This is a genomic window from Streptomyces sp. NPDC006207 (assembly GCF_040613835.1).
Classification (GTDB): Bacteria; Actinomycetota; Actinomycetes; order Streptomycetales; family Streptomycetaceae; genus Actinacidiphila.
Genome location: NZ_JBEXSX010000034.1, coordinates 66,720 through 84,164, shown reverse-complemented (window position 1 = coordinate 84,164; position 17,445 = coordinate 66,720). Strand labels below are relative to the sequence as shown.

The 17,445-nt window shown below is 74.1% G+C and carries 17 protein-coding genes and 2 tRNA genes; 12 read left to right on the top strand and 7 right to left on the bottom strand.

The genetic code is table 11. The features are described 5' to 3' along the window. Positions 1 to 15 precede the first annotated feature (15 nt). The 7 genes from ABZ312_RS25955 to ABZ312_RS25925 all read left to right on the top strand — a co-directional run bounded on the left by ABZ312_RS25955 (position 16) and on the right by ABZ312_RS25925 (position 7,944). Positions 16 to 696: an MtrA family response regulator transcription factor gene (locus tag ABZ312_RS25955; protein ID WP_499512737.1), complete on the top strand. Its 681-nt coding sequence runs from the start codon at positions 16 to 18 to the stop codon at positions 694 to 696. A gap of 7 nt (positions 697 to 703) precedes the next feature. Beyond that, positions 704 to 2,173: an ATP-binding protein gene (locus ABZ312_RS25950; protein WP_500438891.1), complete on the top strand. Its 1,470-nt coding sequence runs from the start codon at positions 704 to 706 to the stop codon at positions 2,171 to 2,173. Continuing rightward, complete coding sequence (locus ABZ312_RS25945; RefSeq protein ID WP_500322498.1) at positions 2,170 to 2,694, top strand: GerMN domain-containing protein; 525 nt, start codon at positions 2,170 to 2,172, stop codon at positions 2,692 to 2,694. Before ABZ312_RS25950 ends, ABZ312_RS25945 begins: the two co-directional genes overlap by 4 nt. Positions 2,695 to 2,806: 112 nt before the next feature. Continuing rightward, positions 2,807 to 5,233: a SpoIIE family protein phosphatase gene (locus ABZ312_RS25940; protein WP_500322497.1), complete on the top strand. Its 2,427-nt coding sequence runs from the start codon at positions 2,807 to 2,809 to the stop codon at positions 5,231 to 5,233. A gap of 74 nt (positions 5,234 to 5,307) precedes the next feature. Then, a complete protein-coding gene (locus ABZ312_RS25935) occupies positions 5,308 to 6,156 on the top strand; it encodes a class II glutamine amidotransferase (RefSeq protein ID WP_500322496.1) in 849 nt (282 codons plus the stop codon). 46 nt (positions 6,157 to 6,202) lie between these two features. Beyond that, the gene (locus tag ABZ312_RS25930) at positions 6,203 to 6,832 is read left to right on the top strand and encodes an RNA polymerase sigma factor (RefSeq protein WP_500358616.1); all 630 of its coding nucleotides are present in this window, start codon (positions 6,203 to 6,205) and stop codon (positions 6,830 to 6,832) included. Then, positions 6,829 to 7,944, top strand: coding sequence for a CU044_5270 family protein (locus ABZ312_RS25925; protein ID WP_500322493.1), 1,116 nt, complete (start codon positions 6,829 to 6,831; stop codon positions 7,942 to 7,944). Before ABZ312_RS25930 ends, ABZ312_RS25925 begins: the two co-directional genes overlap by 4 nt. Before the next feature lie 7 nt (positions 7,945 to 7,951). Here ABZ312_RS25925 and ABZ312_RS25920 read toward each other — a convergent pair whose 3' ends face one another. The 3 genes from ABZ312_RS25920 to ABZ312_RS25910 form a co-directional block, all read right to left on the bottom strand. After that, the gene (locus ABZ312_RS25920; protein WP_499516884.1) at positions 7,952 to 8,437 is read right to left on the bottom strand and encodes a universal stress protein; all 486 of its coding nucleotides are present in this window, start codon (positions 8,435 to 8,437) and stop codon (positions 7,952 to 7,954) included. A gap of 5 nt (positions 8,438 to 8,442) precedes the next feature. After that, entirely contained in the window at positions 8,443 to 9,699 is a 1,257-nt protein-coding gene (locus ABZ312_RS25915; protein ID WP_500438895.1) for an SLC13 family permease, read from the bottom strand. 67 nt (positions 9,700 to 9,766) lie between these two features. Further along, on the bottom strand, positions 9,767 to 10,489 hold the full coding sequence (locus tag ABZ312_RS25910; protein ID WP_500438890.1) for a Clp protease N-terminal domain-containing protein: 723 nt from the start codon (positions 10,487 to 10,489) through the stop codon (positions 9,767 to 9,769). Between the two features lie 102 nt (positions 10,490 to 10,591). On the opposite strand from ABZ312_RS25910, the gene ABZ312_RS25905 reads away from it, so the two are divergent. The 3 genes from ABZ312_RS25905 (at position 10,592) to ABZ312_RS25895 (ending at position 12,164) form a co-directional block, all read left to right on the top strand. Further along, positions 10,592 to 11,971, top strand: coding sequence for a hypothetical protein (locus ABZ312_RS25905; RefSeq protein ID WP_500438889.1), 1,380 nt, complete (start codon positions 10,592 to 10,594; stop codon positions 11,969 to 11,971). Positions 11,972 to 12,006: 35 nt separating this feature from the next. Next, positions 12,007 to 12,078: transfer RNA gene (locus tag ABZ312_RS25900), tRNA-Lys, on the top strand. 12 nt (positions 12,079 to 12,090) lie between these two features. Continuing rightward, positions 12,091 to 12,164 (top strand) — tRNA-Pro (locus ABZ312_RS25895). A 25-nt stretch (positions 12,165 to 12,189) separates the two neighbouring features. Here the strand turns inward: ABZ312_RS25895 and ABZ312_RS25890 are convergent. Beyond that, positions 12,190 to 13,143, bottom strand: coding sequence for an NADP-dependent oxidoreductase (locus ABZ312_RS25890; RefSeq protein WP_500438888.1), 954 nt, complete (start codon positions 13,141 to 13,143; stop codon positions 12,190 to 12,192). A 70-nt stretch (positions 13,144 to 13,213) separates the two neighbouring features. On the opposite strand from ABZ312_RS25890, the gene ABZ312_RS25885 reads away from it, so the two are divergent. After that, a complete protein-coding gene (locus ABZ312_RS25885; protein ID WP_500322487.1) occupies positions 13,214 to 14,158 on the top strand; it encodes a GlxA family transcriptional regulator in 945 nt (314 codons plus the stop codon). A 25-nt stretch (positions 14,159 to 14,183) separates the two neighbouring features. Beyond that, positions 14,184 to 14,771, top strand: coding sequence for a histidine phosphatase family protein (locus tag ABZ312_RS25880; protein ID WP_500438887.1), 588 nt, complete (start codon positions 14,184 to 14,186; stop codon positions 14,769 to 14,771). Here the strand turns inward: ABZ312_RS25880 and ABZ312_RS25875 are convergent. The 3 genes from ABZ312_RS25875 to ABZ312_RS25865 form a co-directional block, all read right to left on the bottom strand. Beyond that, positions 14,758 to 15,558 (bottom strand): maleylpyruvate isomerase family mycothiol-dependent enzyme, encoded by an 801-nt coding sequence (locus ABZ312_RS25875; RefSeq protein ID WP_500358610.1) that lies wholly within the window; start codon positions 15,556 to 15,558, stop codon positions 14,758 to 14,760. The genes ABZ312_RS25880 and ABZ312_RS25875 overlap by 14 nt on opposite strands. A gap of 184 nt (positions 15,559 to 15,742) precedes the next feature. Beyond that, positions 15,743 to 16,204 carry a transglycosylase SLT domain-containing protein gene (locus ABZ312_RS25870; protein WP_499512750.1) on the bottom strand — a complete coding sequence of 154 codons (462 nt, stop codon included), beginning with the start codon at positions 16,202 to 16,204 and terminating at the stop codon, positions 15,743 to 15,745. Positions 16,205 to 16,559: 355 nt separating this feature from the next. Beyond that, complete coding sequence (locus ABZ312_RS25865) at positions 16,560 to 17,423, bottom strand: putative protein N(5)-glutamine methyltransferase (protein WP_500438886.1); 864 nt, start codon at positions 17,421 to 17,423, stop codon at positions 16,560 to 16,562. Between the last annotated feature and the right edge of the window lie 22 nt (positions 17,424 to 17,445).

The following is a 17,445-nucleotide window of genomic DNA, read 5'->3' as shown; positions in this document are numbered from 1 at the left end:
TGCGATACTCCGGTCATGCCACGCGTTCTTCTGATCGAAGACGACCCCTCCGTGCGCGAAGGTGTCGAACTGGGCCTGCGCCGTCGCGGTCACGAGGTACGGACGGCCGCGACCGGCGAGGCCGGGCTCGCCGCCGTCGGCGAGTTCCAGCCCGATCTGCTGCTGCTGGACCTGATGCTGCCCGGCATGAACGGCGTCCAGGTCTGCCGCCAGGTGCGCGAGACGAGCCAGTTGCCGATCATCATGCTCACCGCCCGCGGCGACGACTTCGACGTCGTCGTCGGGCTGGAGGCCGGGGCCGACGACTACATCGTCAAACCCGCCCGCACCGAGGTGATCGAGGCCCGCATCCGCGCCGTGCTGCGCCGCATCGAGGAGCCGGGGGGCCGCCCGGCCGTCGAGTTCCACGGCGACCTCGCCGTCGACCGGGCCGGACTCGGCGTCGCCAAGTCCGGGCAGCGGCTGGCGCTCGCGCCCTCCGAGCTGAAGCTGCTGCTGTTCCTGACCGCCGCGCCCGAACAGGTCTTCAGCCGGCAGCAGTTGCTGGAGCACGTGTGGGAGCACAGCTACCACGCGGACGCCCGGCTGGTCGACGCCTGCGTCCGGCGGCTGCGCAACAAGATCGAGGACGTGCCCGGCGACCCCCGCTACATACAGACACTGCGCGGCTTCGGCTACCGCTTCGGGCCGCTGTGAGCCGCCGGTGATCCGCTGGAGGGCCCGGATCGGGCTGCGCACCCGGCTGGTGCTGGCCTTCCTGCTCGTCGCGGCCGTCAGCGCGGGCACCACCGCCGCCCTCACGTACCGCGAGGCGCGCAACGCCATCCTCGAACAGGCCCAGGACACCGCCGTCTCCTCCTTCCGCGAGCAGGCGGGCACCGTCGGCACCACCCTCCCGATGGACCGCCTGGCCCTCCAGGAGGTGCTGCGCGACATTGCCCGCAAGGGCAAGCCGCACACCTGGGTGGTGTTCGCCGAGTACGGCTCGATGCGGGTCTCCTCCGGCACCAGCCCCGTCTCCACCGTCATCACGCCCGAGCTGCGCCGCGCCGCGCTGGCCAGTCCCCGCGGCGTCTTCCAGCGGGTCGACAAGGACGGCACCCCCTGGCTGACGATGGCCGTGCCGACCGTCTTCAAGACCGGGCTGTCCGCCCGCGCTAGCGGGCTCGTGCTCTACGCCGTGATGCCGCTGACCACGGAGGAGGACGACATCCGGGCGATGCTCACCGCCGCCCGCGACGGATCCCTGCCCGCGCTGCTCATCGCCCTCGTCCCCGCCCTGCTCGCCGCCCGCAGCGTGCTCCGCCCGGTCCGCGACCTGCGCACGGCGGCGCAGCGCATGGGCCGCGGCGAGCTCGACACCCGCATCCCCGTCAAGGGCAGCGACGAACTCGCCGACCTCGCGTACACCTTCAACGACTCGGCGCTGCAACTGGAGCGGACGGTGGACGAGTTGCGCCGCGCCGAGGCCCGGGCCCGCCGTTTCGCCTCCGACGTCTCGCACGAACTGCGCACCCCGCTGGCCGGGATGCTCGCCGTCACCGAGGTGCTCGACGAGGACGCCGACCGGCTCGCGCCGGACACCGCCGCCGCCGTCCGCCTCATCAGCGCCGAGACCGGCAAGCTCGCCGTCCTGGTCGAGGAGCTGATCGAGATCTCCCGCTTCGACGCGAAGGCCGCCGAGCTCAACGCCGACGAGGTCGACGTCGCCGAGACCATCCGCAAGACCCTGGCGACCCGGCACTGGACGGATCCCGCGCAGGTCGCCACCGAACTGCCCACGGGCATCCGGGCCCGGCTCGACCCGCGGCGCTTCGACGTCGTGGTCGCCAACCTCGTCGGGAACGCGCTGCGCCACGGCGGCGCCCCCGTCCAGGTGCGGCTGCACACCGAGGCACCCGACGGCGGGCAGGCGCGGTTCGCCGTCGAGGTCTCCGACAGCGGTCCCGGCATCGCCCCGGACGTCCTGCCGCACATCTTCGACCGCTTCTACAAGGCCGACGCGGCCCGCACCCGCTCCTCGGGCAGCGGACTGGGCCTGGCCATCACCCTGGAGAACGTCCGCCTGCACGGCGGCACGGTCCGCGCCGCCAACGGCCCGCACGGCGGCGCCGTCCTCACCGTGCGGATGCCGCTGGGCACTCCCCGTACGGCCGCGGAGGCGGCACCGTGAGACGCCGGCCCGTCCCGGTCCTCCTCCTCACCGCGGCGGCCCTGCTGGCCGGCTGCGGGGTCCCGGGGTCCGGGGTCGTCGAGGCGGGCGGCCCGGCCACCGTCGACGCCTTCCCCGGGACACCGGACCGGCTGACGCTCTTCTTCCTGTCCCCCGAGGGACGCCTGACGCCCGTCCTGCGCGCGACCGAGGACGACGCGCAGGCCCCGCCGGTAGCGGCCGCGAAGGTCCTCACGGCGCTGCTGGACGGCCCCGCCCCCGAGGAGCGCGCGGCGGGACTCGGCACCGGGCTGCCCGCCTCCGCCGGGCCGGTGGACGTCACGTCGTCCCGGGGCACCGTCCGGGTCACGCTTCCGTTCCCCGTGCGGCGCCTGAAGGACGGCGCCGTGCGCCAGGTGGTCTGCACCGCCGCCTACGCCGAGGGCCACGAGGGCACCGCCGAGGTCGTCCTCGCCGGCGGCGACGGCGCCCTCCCGCCCGTACGCTGCGGCGGCGTCGTGCCCGGCGCGGCCTCGCGCTGAACCCGGACGGCGCCGACCTGCGGGCACGCCCCAGGAGCGGTAGAAGTGGAGGAGGGCCCAGGCAGCCGCCTCCCGGAGGGGGCCGGGAGAGGACGGGCGAGAACGGCGACGGATGGCGATGCGAGATTCCAGCCTCGACGACGACTTCGACGGCGGCCTCCGTCCCCGGCCCGAACCGGCCGTACCCGCCACGGCCGTCGTGGACGCCCACGGCATCGTCACCGGCTGGAGCAGCGAGGCCGAGCGGCTGCTCGGGTACGGACACGACGAGGTCGTGGGGCAGCCCGCGGCCCGGCTGCTCGGCTCGGACGCCGCCCGGTCCACCGAGTGGTTCCTCGCGATGCCCTTCGGCTGGGGCGGCAGATCGGTGCTGCGCCGCCGGGACGGGCGCCACCTGGACGTTTCCGTGCGGGTCTACCCGTCGCTGGACGGCCGCGGCCGGCCGCAGCGGCTCGTCGTGGTCTCCCCGGTGGACCGGCGGCACTGGGGAGTGGGGGACAGCGTGGTCGAGGAGGCCTTCGACCAGTCCACCCTGCCCATGGCGATCTTCGACAACGAGCTGCGGACCCTGCGCACCAGCAAGGGCATGCAGCGCGAGACCGGACGCACCGAGGAGCAGATGCGGGGCAGACGCCCCTCGGAGTTCCTGCCCGGCAGCGCGGGCGAGGCCGTCGAGGAGGGCGTGCGGCACGTCCTGGCCACCGGTGCGTCCCACGACCTGCACCTGCGCATCCGCTCACGGACGGCACCGGCGCCACGCACCTGGTCGGTCACGCTCTCCCCGCTCGCCGATCCACTGCGGCGCACCCCCCGCGTCCAGCTCACCGCCGTCGACACCACCGAGCAGTACCTGGCGCGGGAGCGGCTCGCCCTGCTCAACGAGGTCAGCACCCGGATCGGCAGCACGCTGGACGTGGGCCGCACCGCCCAGGAGATGGCCGACGTCGTGGTGGGCAACCTCGCCGACTTCGCGACCGTCGACCTGCTCGACCCGCTGTTCCACGGGGTGGAGCCGAAGGCCGGCGACCCCGGCGTCGCCCTCCGCCGCGCCGCCCAGCAGTCCGTCCTGCCCGGCATGCCCGAGTCGGTGACCGCGACCGGGGAACTGGACCACTACCCTGTGGACTCCCCGCCCGCCCGCTCCCTCGTCACCGGCCGCGCCTCGCTGCACGGCACCGTGGACCGGGCCATCGACGTCTGGGCCGCGGGCGATCCGGGGCGCGCCCGGATGCTGCGGCGGCACGGGATCCACTCGGTGATGGTCATCCCGCTGCGGGCCCGCGGCATCACGCTCGGTGTCGCCGTGCTCGCCCGGCACCGCAGACCCGACCCCTTCGACGAGGACGACCTGCAGGTCGCCGAGGAGATCGGCGCCCGGGCGGCGGTCGCCGTCGACAACGCCCGCCGCTACACCCGCGAACGCACCACCGCCCTGGCCCTCCAACGCAGCCTGCTGCCGCAGCGGCTCGGCCGGCAGGAGGCGGTGGAGGTCGCCTCGCGCTACCTGCCCGCGGGCAGCGGCGCGGGCGTGGGCGGCGACTGGTTCGACGTGATCCCGCTGTCCGGGGCCCGGGTCGCGCTGGTCGCGGGTGACGTGGTCGGCCACGGGCTGCGCGCCTCCGCCACCATGGGACGGCTGCGGACGGCCGTGCGGACCCTCGCCGACGTCGACCTGCCGCCCGACGAACTGCTCGTGCACCTCGACGACCTGGTCGCCCACCTCGCCGGGGAGGAGGTCACCGAGGGCGACGGCGAGAACCTCGTCACCGACCTCGTCGCCACCTGCCTGTACCTGGTCTACGACCCGGTCTCACGGATGTGCACCGCCGCCAGCGCGGGCCACCCCCCGCCGGTGCTCACCGCGCCGGACGGCGGCGCGCACTTCCTCGACCTGCCGCCCGGACCCCCGCTCGGGCTGGGCGGGCTGCCCTTCGAGACCGTCGAGTGCGCACTCGACCCGGACAGCCTCCTCGTGCTCTACACCAACGGCCTCATCGCCACCGCCGACCGGGACGTCGACACGGGCATGGCCGGGCTCCGCCACGCGCTCACCCGGCCCGCCCGCTCCCTGGAGTCCGTCTGCGAGAGCCTGGTGGCCCTCGTCCCCGAACCCCCGGACGACGACGTCGCCCTGGTCGTCGCCCGCACCAAGGTGCTGGACGCCTCCCAGGTCGTCAGCTGGGAGGTGCCCGCCGAGCCCGCTGCGGTGGCCGGCGTCCGCGCCGAGGTCACCCGCCGACTGGCCGAGTGGGGGATGGAGGACATCACGTACACCGCGGAGCTGGTGGTCAGCGAACTCGTCACCAACGCCATCCGGTACGGAACCCCGCCCATCGGGCTGCGCGTCATCCACAACTCCACGCTCATCGTCGAGGTCTCCGACGGCAGCGGCACCGCGCCGCACCTGCGCCGGGCCCGGGTCTTCGACGAGGGCGGCCGCGGACTGCTGCTGGTGGCGCAGGTCACCGAACGCTGGGGGACGCGTCACACCCAGGAGGGCAAGACGATCTGGGCGGAGGTCGCCCTGGCCGACGCCTGAGGACGGCCGGACGCCCGGGGACGGCGGAGGCCCGGGGACGGCGGACGAGGAGACGAGGAAGGGAAGGGTGCACCATGTGCCGGTGGCTCGCCTACTCGGGCACGCCCATGCTGCTCGACAACATCCTCTACAAACCGCGGCACTCGCTGATCGACCAGAGCCTGCACTCCCGGATGGGGGTCGAGACGACCAACGGGGACGGCTTCGGCATCGGCTGGTACGCCACGGACCTGGAGACCCCGGCGGTCATCCGGGACATCGGGCCCGCGTGGAACAACCGCAACCTGCGGGAGATCTCACGCCACGTCACCTCGCCGCTGTTCTTCGCCCACGTACGGGCCTCCACCGGCACCGCGATCCAGCAGACCAACTGCCACCCCTTCCGGCACGGCCGCTGGCTGTGGATGCACAACGGCGCGATCACCGACTTCCACCGGCTGCGCCGCGACCTCTCGCTCGCCGTCGACCCGGCGCTGTTCTCCTCCATCGAGGGCTCGACGGACTCCGAGGTGATGTTCTTCCTCGCGCTCACCTTCGGTCTCGACCAGGACGTGCCCGGCGCCGTGTCGCGGATGGCCGGGCTGGTGGAGCGGACCGGTCATGAGCACGGGGTCGAGTTCCCCGTCCAGATGACGCTGGCGGTCAGCGACGGGGAGAGCCTGTGGGCCTTCCGCTACTCCAGCGAGCACGCGTCGCGGTCGCTGTTCTACAGCAGCAAGGTGGACACGCTGCGGGAGCTCCACCCGGACCTGTGGTTCCTGCAGGGCGTGTCGGCGCAGACCCGGCTCGTGGTGTCCGAGCCCCTGGGCGACGTACCGGACGCGTGGCACGAGGTCCCCGAGAGCACCTTCGGGGTGGTGCGGCCCGGCCAGGACGAGCTGATGCCCTTCGCGCCCGCGGCACCCGACGGCGTCGCCGCGTGACGTACGTCACAGGAACCCACGGCGGACGGACGGACAGCCGACAGAAGTGACCACTCATGTACGGACCCGGGTACGGGACGGGGACCCCGCCGCCTTCGCGGAACTGTTCGACGCGTACGCCCGTACCGTCTACAACCACGCCTTCCGGCTGACCGCCGACTGGTCGGTCGCCGAGGACGTGATGTCGGCCACCTTCCTGGAGGCCTGGCGGCTGCGTGGGCGCGTCGACCCCGAAGGGGATTCGCTGCGGCCGTGGCTGCTGGGCGTCGCCACGAACATCGCGCGCAACCACTGCCGCAGCAACCGCCGTTACCGGGCCGTGGTCGCCGCCGGCGCCCAGGCCGGGACCGCCGCGCTCGAAGTGCCCGACCACGCCGACCTCGTGGCCGGCCGGGTCGACGACCGGCGCCGCATCTCCGCCGTCCTCACCGCCCTCGCCCGGCTGCGCCGTCCCGAGCGCGAGGTGCTGACGCTGTGCCTGTGGGAGGGCCTGGAGTACGCCGAGGCCGCCGAGGCCCTCGGCATCCCGGTCGGCACCGTGCGGTCCCGGCTGTCCCGGGCCCGCACGAGACTGCGCAAGCTCGCCGACGCGGAGATGGAACCCGCCGCCCGCCGCCGACAGACAGAAGGGGACCGCGCGAACGCGGTCCGGCCCGCACAGGAAGGAATCCGATGAACGCCCATCCCTCGGAATGGGAGGAGACCGCCCGTCTCCTGCCGCGCGTGGAGCGGGACCTGCCGGCGGACCGTCACCAGTTGCACAAGGAGCGTCTGATGAACCGGATCCACGAGGACCTCGGCACGGGCACCGAGCCGTCCACCGCCACGACCGCCGACACCGCCACCGCCGCCCGTCCGGCCGCGCGCCGCAACCCCTTCCTGCGCCGCATGGTCCTCGTCCCGCTGACCGCCGGCGTGCTGGCCGGGGCCCTGGCGACCGGCCTGTTCGTGTTCGGCGGTGCGGAGGGCAGCGGCGCGGGCGGCGGCTCCGGCACCTCCGCCGCGGGCCCCGCCCTGACCACCCGCCTCGGCGCCGCGGACCCCGAGGGCGCCGCCCGCCTGCTGGACACCGTCTCGCTGGCCGCCGCCGAGTCGCCCGCCGCGCCGGTGGGGGACGGCCAGTACGTCTACATCGAGTCGAAGTCGGCCGGCACCGTCGTGCGGCACGTGCACGGCACGACCAGCCTGGCCGGCACCCCGCTGCACCGGCGCCAGGTCTGGGAGTCCCGCGACGGCCGGGACGGCTGGCTGATCGAGCCCGGCACCACCGGCCCGGAGGGCATCACCCTGGCGGGCACCGACGAGCAGGGCAACGTGCCCGAGCCGACCCTGAACGCGCCGAGCTACGACTACCTCACCACCCTGCCCACCGACCCCGACGTGCTCCTGGCCAAGATCTACAAGGAGACGAAGGGCATGGGCAACGGCCCCGACCAGGAGGCCTTCACCACCATCGGCGACCTGCTGGGCGAGAGCTACCCGCCGGCCGGGCTGACCACCGCGCTCTACAAGGCCGCCGCCAAGATCCCCGGCGTGGTCGCCGTGGACGACGCCGTGGACGCCACCGGGCGGCACGGGGTCGCGGTGGCCCGGCTGGACGAGACCAGCGGCCAGCGCACCGAGTGGATCTTCGACCCGAAGACCCACGTCTTCCTCGGCGAGCGCACCGTCCAGGCCGAGCGGGACCCGGACGCGGTCATGCCGCGCGGCACGGTCGTCTTCACCACCGCGGTGCTGACCCGCTCCGCCGTCGACGGCATCAAGCAGCTCCCCGGCGCCGCGGGCTGAGTCCGGGTCAGTGGGGCGGGGGCGGGGGAAGGGTCGCCACGTCCGGCGCGGCCGCGGGCCACACCAGCAGGACCGGGCAGGGCGCGTGGTCCACGACGAAGCGCGCCGCCGGGCCCAGGCTCCGCGGCCCGAGCCGTACGAGGTCGCCGTCACGGGCCATCACCAGCAGATCGGTCCCGGCCGCGGCGGCGACCACCTCCCGCTCCACCCGCCCCGACCGCTCCTCCCGGCGGCACGGACGGCCCAGGCGCCGGGCGGCGGCGTCCAGCAGCCGTCCCGCGGAGTCGGCGCCGAGGCCCTCCAGCCGGGTGCCCGGATCGTTCTCCGGGTGCCCGCGGCCCAGCAGCCCGGCGTAGGCGGCATGCGCCAGACCGGGGACGTCGGGGCCGCTGACGTGCAGCAGGACGACGTCGGCGGCCTCCGGCGCGTGGACGCGGACGGCGTCGACGCAGGCGGGCCAGGTTCCTTCGGCGATCCAGGCGGTCACGATCACGGACATCAGCCTCCGAGGACGTGCAGCGAACCCCACAGTGCCACCACCGCAAGGCCCAGCGCCGCAGGCACGGTGAGCAGGCCGAGGACGGTGAACTCCTTCAGGTCCACGTCGTGTTCGTGCTGGTGCACGATACGCCGCCACAGCAGGGTCGCCAGGGATCCCGCATAGGTCAGGTTGGGGCCGATGTTCACCCCGAGCAGGACGGCGAGGACCGCGCCGGGCCCGGCGGGCGCGGTCAGCGGCAGCAGGACCAGCACGGCGGGCAGGTTGTTGATCACGTTGGCCAGGACGGCGGCCAGCGCCGCGACGCCGAGCAGGGCCGCCAGCCCGGTGCCCCCGGGCACGATCCGGCCCAGCGCGCCGGCGAGCCCGTTGTCGACCACCGCCCGCACCACCACGCCCAGCGCCAGCACGAACGCCAGGAACGGCACCCCGACCGCCCCCGCCACGGCGCGCACCGTCATCCGCCGCCGCGCCACCGCCCGTACGGCCAGCACCAGCGCACCGGCCGCGGCCGCCCACGCCGGATCGATGCCGAGCGCCGGGGTGATCACGAACCCCGCCAGTGTGCAGACCACCGTGACCAGCGCGAACACCGGCAACGGAGGCACCTCGGCGCCGTCCGGGACCGCGACGGCGGCCGCCAGGTCGGCGCGGAACCAGCGGCGGAAGACGCCGTACTCCACGGCGATCGCCACCAGCCACGGCAGCACCATCAGCCCGGCGAAGCGGGTGAAGCTCAGCCCGCTGGCCGCGAACGCCAGCAGGTTCGTCAGGTTCGAGACCGGCAGCAGCAGCGAGGCGGTGTTGGACAGGTGGGTGCACGCGTACACGTGCGGCTTCGGCCGTACCCCCAGCCGGGCGGCGGTCGCGAACACCACCGGGGTCAGCAGCACCACGGTGGCGTCCAGGCTCAGCGCCGCCGTCACCGCCGACGCCAGCGCGAACACCGCCCTGAGCAACCGCCGCGGCCGCCCCGCGGCCACCCGGGCCATCCACGCCCCGCCGGCCCGGAACAGCCCCTCCTCGTCGCAGAGCCTCGCCAGCACCAGCACCGCCGCCAGGAACCCGATCACCGGCCCCAGCCGCGCCGCCTCCTCCCGCGCGTGCTCCAGCGGGATCGCCCCGCTCCCCACGGCCACCGCCGCGGCCGGGACGGCGATCACCGCCTCCGGAAGACCGAACGGCCGGATCACCGCCCCGACGAGCACGAGGAGCAGCAGCGCGACGGACAGCGCCTCCGCGATCGTGGTGTTCAGGGTTCCGTTCCTCCCGGGTGGGACCGTGATGGCCCCTCATGGAACCACGCCCCACCCGGGACACCGCTCACCCCTCCTGCTGCGTGCCGCCCACGATCTCGGCCAGTGCCGCGGCGACGTGGCGCTCGGTGGTGGCCTTGTCGAGGCCGAGGGAGGTCAGCGGGCCGTCGCCCGCCTCGAGTTCGAGGAGGGCGAGCAGGAGGTGCTCGGTGCCGATGTAGTTGTGGCCCAGGCGGAGGGCCTCGCGGAAGGTGAGTTCGAGGACCTTGCGGGAGGCGAGGTCGTACGGGACGAGCTCGGGGACCTCGTCCACGGCCGGGGGGAGGGCCGCGGTGAGGGTGGTGCGGGCGGCGTCGGGGGTGACGCCCTGGGCCGCCATGGCGAGTGCGGCGAGGGCCTGGGGCTCGCTCAGCAGCCCGAGGGCGAGGTGTTCGGGGCGGACCTCGGGGTTGTGTGCGGTCTTGGCCTCGGTGTGGGCGGCCATGACGACCTTGCGGGCGCGCGGGGTGAAGCGCGAGAAGCCCTGCGAGGGGTCCAGGTCGGGGAAGCCGAGGTCCTTGGGGACGAAGCGCTTCTGGGCGGCCTGCTTGGTCACGCCCATGCTCGTGCCGATGTCGGTCCAGGAGGCGCCGGACCGCCGGGCCTGGTCGACGAAGTGCCCGATGAGGTGGTCGGCGACCTCCCCCAGGTGCTCGGCGGCGATGACGGCGTCCGAGAGCTGGTCGAGGGCGTCGGGATGGGTCTTCTTGATGGCTTCGATCAGATCGTCGAGCCGGATCTGCTGCGTCATGCGTCAACGATAGGTTGACGATGGTTCATCGTCAACCGAAAGTTGACGATCGTCGGCATTAACCGGTGGTGCCCTCCCCGCCGCGTGCGCCAGCCTGGGCACATGTCCCAGAACACCTCGGTCCTGCGGGAGTTGTACGCGTCCCTCGACCGGCGCAAGCGCCCCGAGGACATCGCCCATCTCGCCCTCCGGCTGCTCGACGGCGACGGCCGACGGCCCGCTCGCCGTACCCGGCGTGCGCTGGAGAAGGCGGCGAGCGGCTCGCTGAACACGTTGTGGCACGGCTACACCTCGATGCTGGAGGACTTCGCCCGGCCCGTCGGGGCCCAGCGCCAGCTGGCCCGTGCCGCGGAGCTGTTCCCGGGGCTGCCGGAGCCGGCCGGGGCGTCCGGGGACGATCCGGCGCAGGTGGAGACGGCGATCCGGGCGGCCGGCGAACGGATCGCCAAGCGGTTCGGGGCGAACGACTTCCTCACCGACCGCCTCGACCGGGCCGGGCGCGCGGACGCGGGGCTCGGGGAGATGTCGAAGCGGCTGTACAACAAGCGGTTCCGGCTGCTGCGCCGTATGGAGGCCAAGCTGGCGCGCATCCTGGTCGAGCAGCGCAAGCGGGAGGTGACGCTGGTCGGCAGGAGCGGACTCGCCTCCCGGCTGGCCTACGAGGAGTTCGCGGCCGACACCCCGACCGCGGCCTTCGTGGCCTACCTCACCGCCCGCGCCAACCTGCGCAGCGAGTTCACGGTCTCGGGCCAGCAGCCCCCGTACGACGAGGTGGCGGACGCCCTGTTCGAGGAGCTGCGCCGACGGCCGCACCGCACCAACTGGTACGCCGTCGCGCACGTCCACCCCACCGCAGAGGTGCTCGGCCACCTCGACGACGGGCAGCGGGGACGGCTGCTCGGGATCTGGTACCGCTTCCTGCTGGACGTGGCCGAGCTGCTCGAGGCCGCATGGCGGCGGCAGCCCCTGGACCGGACGACGATGGTCGTGCGCCGCGGCGACGACTCGACCACCTGGAACCAGACCGCCCGGGCCTGGACCAAGGCCCGGGCCCACTGGTTCTCGCTCCTGCGGGCCATGGCCGCCGAGGAGGTCGCCGACCGGTTCTGCCCCGGCAAGGTCCTGCTCCTGGTCGCCGCCGACGTGGCCGCCTGGCACCGGCAGACCGGTGGGGGACTGCACCCGGACACCGGCGTGTGGGCCGAACTGCCGCTGCCCTGGCAGGTGCTGCGCGGCGAGGCGGTGTGCCCGCGGTCGCTGGTGGAGGAGGTGTGCCGGCGGCACGGCGTCGATCCCGTCGCGGGCGGCTGGACGCAACCGCGGCCGGCGGCCGCCCCGGTGCCCTTCCGGCCCACGCCGGAGCTCGTGCACGGGGTAGAGGTCGGCGACCCGGTACTGGCCGGCGTGCTGCGGTCGGCGGGCTTCTTCTCCGGACGTCCGCTCCGCCCGGCGGCGGCGGACCTCGACGCCCAATTGCATTGACGCCCGGCCGCCGTGGCGGCCAGGATCGGGGCACCGACGGGGAAGCTCAGCGGTGGAGCGGCCGGCTCTTAACCGGTTGGACGCAGGTTCGAGCCCTGCCCTCGTCGGGGGCCGTACGGGCACCGGGAAGCTCAGCGGTGGAGCGCCCGGCTCGGGACCGGGTGGACGCAGGTTCGAGCCCTGCCCCGGTGCCCGTACGGCTCGCGAGCCCAGGAACGTCAGCGCACCGTGAGGACCAGCTTCCCGGTCGTACGTCCCGTCTCCAGGGCGGCGTGGGCCTTCGCGGCCTCGGACAGGGGGAAGGTGTCGGCGACCGTGACGCGCAGGGCACCCTCCTCGACCAGGCGGGCGATCGCGGTCATGCCGGCGTGGTCGGCCTCGACGATCATGCCGGTGGCGCGCACGCCCAGGCGGTCGGCCTCCGCGAGGAGTTCGGGCAGGCCGATCGGGAGGATGGTGACGAGCAGCCCGCCCTCGCGCAGGGTGCGCAGGGAGCGGAGGGACTCGGCACCGCCGAGGGGGTCGAGGACGACGTCCACGTCGCGGACGGCCTCGGCGTAGTCGGCCGTGCGGTAGTCGATCAGTTCGTCGGCGCCGAGGCCGCGCAGGAAGTCGTGCTTGGCGGCGCTCGCCGTGCCGATGACGTACGCGCCGCGGGACTTGGCGATCTGTACGGCGACGTGGCCGACGCCTCCCGCGGCGGCGTGGACGAGCACGCGCTGCCCGGGGCGGACGGCGGCGACGTCGACGAGGGCCTGCCAGGCGGTGAGCGCGACCAGCGGGACCGCGGCGGCCTCCACGTGGCTCATGCCGGACGGCTTCCGGGCGAAGGCGCGGGCGGGCCCGGTGACGTACTCGGCGTGGGAGCCCACACCGTGCGGGTAGGGGAGCATGCCGAAGACCTCGTCGCCGGGCTGGAAGAGGGCCACTCCCAGCCCGGTCTCCTCGACGACGCCGGAGACGTCCCAGCCGAGGACGGGCGGCGGGCCGCCGAGGAAGAGCCCGGTCTGCCGGTGCTTGGTGTCGGTCGGGTTGAGCCCGGCGGCGTGGACGCGGACGAGCAACTGCCCGACGCCGGGGGTGGGGCGCTCCAGCTCCGCCTCCCGCAGTACCTCGGGTCCGCCGAGGACGTCCTGGGTGATCGCGCACATGGTGCGGGGTGTTTCGGTCATGGACCCCAGCCTGCCGACCGCGCGGGCCCGGGGAAATGGCCTGATTGCCATCCTCCGATAAGATCGTGCCATGCATCGTGTGGTCGTCCTCGCTCTTGACGGCGTCTACCCCTTCGAGCTGGGCATCCCCAACCGCGTCTTCGGCTCCGCCGGGGGCCGCTACGAGGTGCTGACCTGCACCGTCGACGGGCGCCCCGTGCGCACGGACTCCGACTTCTCGGTCGCCGTCGAGAACGGCCCCGAGGTGCTGGCCACCGCCGACACCGTCGTGATCCCGCCGTACGACCAGTCGCGGATCACCGCCGAGCTCCCCGCCCCGGTCGCGGCCGCGCTCGGCACGATCCGGCCGGGCACCCGCATCGTCTCCATCTGCACGGCGGCCTTCGCGCTCGCCGCCGCGGGTCTCCTCGACGGCCGCCCCGCCACCACCCACTGGGCGCTGGCCGAACGCTTCCGGCGGATGTTCCCCGGTGTGGCGCTCGACGCGGACGTGCTCTTCGTCGACGACGGCGACGTCCTCACCTCCGCCGGGGCCGCGTCCGGCGTGGACGTCTGCCTGCACCTGGTGCGCGAGGACCACGGCAGCGCGGTGGCCAACTTCGTGGCCCGCTGCTGCGTGGTGCCGCCCTGGCGGGACGGCGGCCAGGCGCAGTACATCGACCAGCCCGTGCCGGAGACCGCGGACGCCGGCACCGCGGCGACGCGGCAGTGGGCGCTGGAGCACCTCGACCTGCCGCTCACCCTGAACGACCTCGCGGACCACGCGCGGATGAGCCTGCGGACCTTCGCCCGGCGCTTCCGGGACGAGGTCGGCACGAGCCCGGGCAAGTGGCTCATCCAGCAGCGGGTCGCCCGGGCCCGGCACCTGCTGGAGTCCAGCGACCTCCCGGTCGACCGCATCGCCGGCGAGGTGGGCTTCGCCACCGCGACGTCCCTGCGGCAGCACCTCCACGCCGCCATCGGCGTCTCCCCCCTGGCCTACCGGCGCACCTTCCGGGCTGCCGCCACCCTCTGACGCACCCGACCCCGGGGAGGCCCCGATGGCTGTGGAGCTGATCTACGAGACGCACGCCACGACCACCGACAACGAGGCGGGCATCGCCACCGGCCGGCTGCCCGGCCGGCTGTCGGAGCGCGGCCGCCGGCAGGCGAGGGAGCTGGGCGAACGCCGCCGCGGCCAGGACATCGCGGCGGTGTACACCTCCGACCTGCACCGTGCCGTGGAGACCGCGGCCCTCGCCTTCCCCGACGGGCGGCCGCCGGTCCACCAGGACCCCCGGCTGCGCGAGTGCGACTACGGCGCGCTGAACGGACGCCCGGTCCGGCTCGTCGCGGCCCAGCGCCTGCGGCGCGTCGACGAGCCATTCCCCGGCGGCGGTCAGAGCTACCGGCAGGTGCTCGCCGCCACCGACGCGCTCCTGCACGACCTGGCCCGGCGGTGGGACGGCCGGCGCGTCCTGCTGATCGCCCACTCCGCCAACCGCTGGGTCCTGGCCTGCCTGCTGGGCGGGATCCCCCTGACGGAGAGCGTCCTGGCGCCCTTCGTCTGGCAGCCGGGCTGGACGTACACCCTCCCCGGCGACTGGCCGGGGCCGGACCGGGACCCGGCCGGAACTAGGGAGCGGTGAAGAGGGTGGGGAAGCGGGGGGCTAGCCAGGGGCGGCGGCCCCAGGCGGCGATCTTGCCGCGGGCCATGGCGGCGGTGGCGCCCCGGCGACCGAGCGCGATCAGGAAGAAGGTGACCGGCTCGGTGGTGATGGTGCAGTCGGGTCGGCGCGGCGGCTCGTCCGCGAGCTCGGCCGCACCGTCGGTGAAGGTCACGGCGAAGCGTGTGATCCCCGGGACGCGCAGCGCGTAGCAGGCGGAGAATCCGGCCGCCGCCCGCGCGTCGACGACCCGGGGCATGGCCGCCTTGAGGAAGGGCATGCAGCGGGCGACGCGCTCGCGGTCGATCATGTGGGGACGGCGCAGGGCGACCGCGATGTCGTAACCGTGGCCGAGCATGTGGGTGAGCAGGTACGAGCCGAGCGTGGCCAGGTCCATGGGGCCGAGTGGGGTGACCACCGGCATGCCGGGCGCGCGGGTCGCGGCCGCGTCGGTGAACGCGCGGGCGTGCCGCACGATCCCGTCGGCCAGGATCGCGCCGTCGCGTTCGGGGAAGGCGTCGAGGGACGCGGCGTTCGCGGCGGCGAGGCTGCCGGGGGTGCCGTCGCCGTACGGCTGCTCACGGCCCTCCGCCAGGGCGGCCATGAGTTCGCCTGCGAGCATCAGGTGCGCCGCGGCCTCCCCGACCGTCCACTCGGCACCGGGGATCGGCACCGAGGTGTCCTGGCACCCGCGGAGCAGGGCGGCTATGTCCTCGGCGGCGGCGTGCAGGGCCTCGGCCTCGGCCGGGCGGTCAGGGGCGACGGTCATGGTCGGACAGCGTGGACCAGCACGGTTCGTCTGTCCAGGTCCGGGGAGGAAAAGCCGGGGCGGAACCGTGCCCGGAAAAGCGCGTGGAATCCGGGAACGCGAAAAGGGGGAAGCCCCCGGGCAGCCATTGCTGCCGGGGGCGTCCCCAGGGATGCGTCGCGCGGAAAGCGTCGCGCGCGGGCGATCAGTACGCCGAGTTGACGTTGTCGATCGTGCCGTAGACGTGGGCCGCGTAGTTGCAGGCGGCGGTGATGTTGGCGACCGGGTCGTAGATGTTCCACGAGGTACCGGGGACGTGGTAGGCCTTGAAGGTCGGGTCGATCACCTGCATCAGACCCTTCGAGGGAATTCCCTTGGCCGCGTTCGAGTCCCAGCCGTTGATGGCGCTCGGGTTGCCGGAGGACTCACGCATCAGGTTCTTGTAGATCCCGTTGTACGTGCCCGGGATGCCGTTGGCACGCATCACCTTCAGGGACTCGTTGATCCACGTGTTGACGGAGCCCGACTGCGCCATGGGGGCGGCGGAGGCGGTGGGGGCCATGGCCACGCCACCGGCGACGACGGCGACGCCGGCAGCGGCGCAGCCGAGGGAGATCTTCTTGGCCTTGGCGACGCGGTTGAGCTTCGACATAGCGGAGATCTGCATTCGAGTAATTCCTCTTCCGTGGGGTACGCCATGAATTGTTGGCCGACTTAAATCCCGGGGTCAATGCACCCCTATTACTAACGGGATTAGTTGTGGGACCAGGGACGAAAGTCCCGCCGCTCAGGCGTGGGAAGGGGATTCCGGGACGGCTTCTACTAAGGAGCCGCGAAAGTGGCGCACGTCATATCGGCCACGTCACACGCAGACCCAGACAAATCGCCCATTGGGTGACGCAGGCCATGTGGCCTGCGTCACCCAATAAGGCGTTGATTCACACGGAGGAACCGCGGTTTCACCCACGGCGAGGATTTCGGGCGGGCACGGGGTCCGGCCGACGGGCGCGGGTCCCGGCGGGCTACACCACGGGGGCCGAGGCGATCACGACCGTCGCGTACAGCTCCTCAGACACGGCCACCCGCGCCTCCAGCCCGGCCTGGGCGACCGCGGCGACGGCGTCCGGGGCCTGCTCCTCACCGGTCTCGAAGAGGAGGCGGCCGCCCGGCGCGAGCCACGCGGGCGCCGCGGCCGCGACCCGGCGGAGGACGTCGAGGCCGTCGGCCCCGCCGTCGAGGGCGACGCGGGGCTCGTGGTCACGGGCCTCCGGGGGGAGGAGGGCGACGGCTTCGCTGGGGACGTAGGGCACGTTCGCGACCAGGACGTCGACGCGGCCGCGCAGCTCCGCGGGAAGGGGGGTGTAGAGGTCGCCCTCGTGGACGTGGACGCGGCCGTCCGCCGCGGCGAGGTTGCGGCGGGCGCAGGCGACCGCCGCCGGGTCGATGTCGACCGCGTGCAGCACGGGCCGGTCGAGCGTGGCGGCCAGGACGGCGCCCACCGCGCCGGAGCCGCAGCACAGGTCGACGACGACGGCGCCGGGCCGGCCCAGGGCGCGCCCGAGCGCGACGGCCTCGCGGGCGAGGAACTCCGTACGGCGGCGCGGGACGAAGACCCCCGGGCCGACGGCGATCCGCAGGCCGCAGAACTCGGCCCAGCCCAGCACGTGTTCGAGCGGGAGCCCGGCCACCCGGCGCTCCACCAGGGTGGCGAGCTCGTCGGGTGTCCGGGCGGCGGAGACGAGCAGCCGGGCCTCGTCCTCGGCGAACACGCAGCCGGCCGCCCGGAGCACGGACACGACCGGCGCGAGCGACGCGGGGGGCGGAAGGGCGGAAGAGGAGGAGCCGGCGGGAGACGAGCCGGAAGGAGCGCGTGAAGCGGAGGACATGGGGGCCTTTCGGGGCGCCGCG

Excerpts from the sequence above, each read along its gene's own strand:
- ABZ312_RS25955 (WP_499512737.1), top strand. The coding sequence starts at position 16 with ATGCCACGCGTTCTTCTGATCGAAGACGACCCCTCCGTGCGCGAAGGT.
- ABZ312_RS25940 (WP_500322497.1), top strand. The coding sequence starts at position 2,807 with ATGGCGATGCGAGATTCCAGCCTCGACGACGACTTCGACGGCGGCCTC.
- ABZ312_RS25935 (WP_500322496.1), top strand. The coding sequence starts at position 5,308 with ATGTGCCGGTGGCTCGCCTACTCGGGCACGCCCATGCTGCTCGACAAC.
- ABZ312_RS25925 (WP_500322493.1), top strand. The coding sequence starts at position 6,829 with ATGAACGCCCATCCCTCGGAATGGGAGGAGACCGCCCGTCTCCTGCCG.
- ABZ312_RS25910 (WP_500438890.1), bottom strand. The coding sequence starts at position 10,489 with ATGACGCAGCAGATCCGGCTCGACGATCTGATCGAAGCCATCAAGAAG.
- ABZ312_RS25905 (WP_500438889.1), top strand. The coding sequence starts at position 10,592 with ATGTCCCAGAACACCTCGGTCCTGCGGGAGTTGTACGCGTCCCTCGAC.
- ABZ312_RS25890 (WP_500438888.1), bottom strand. The coding sequence starts at position 13,143 with ATGACCGAAACACCCCGCACCATGTGCGCGATCACCCAGGACGTCCTC.
- ABZ312_RS25885 (WP_500322487.1), top strand. The coding sequence starts at position 13,214 with ATGCATCGTGTGGTCGTCCTCGCTCTTGACGGCGTCTACCCCTTCGAG.
- ABZ312_RS25880 (WP_500438887.1), top strand. The coding sequence starts at position 14,184 with ATGGCTGTGGAGCTGATCTACGAGACGCACGCCACGACCACCGACAAC.
- ABZ312_RS25875 (WP_500358610.1), bottom strand. The coding sequence starts at position 15,558 with ATGACCGTCGCCCCTGACCGCCCGGCCGAGGCCGAGGCCCTGCACGCC.
- ABZ312_RS25870 (WP_499512750.1), bottom strand. The coding sequence starts at position 16,204 with ATGCAGATCTCCGCTATGTCGAAGCTCAACCGCGTCGCCAAGGCCAAG.
- ABZ312_RS25865 (WP_500438886.1), bottom strand. The coding sequence starts at position 17,423 with ATGTCCTCCGCTTCACGCGCTCCTTCCGGCTCGTCTCCCGCCGGCTCC.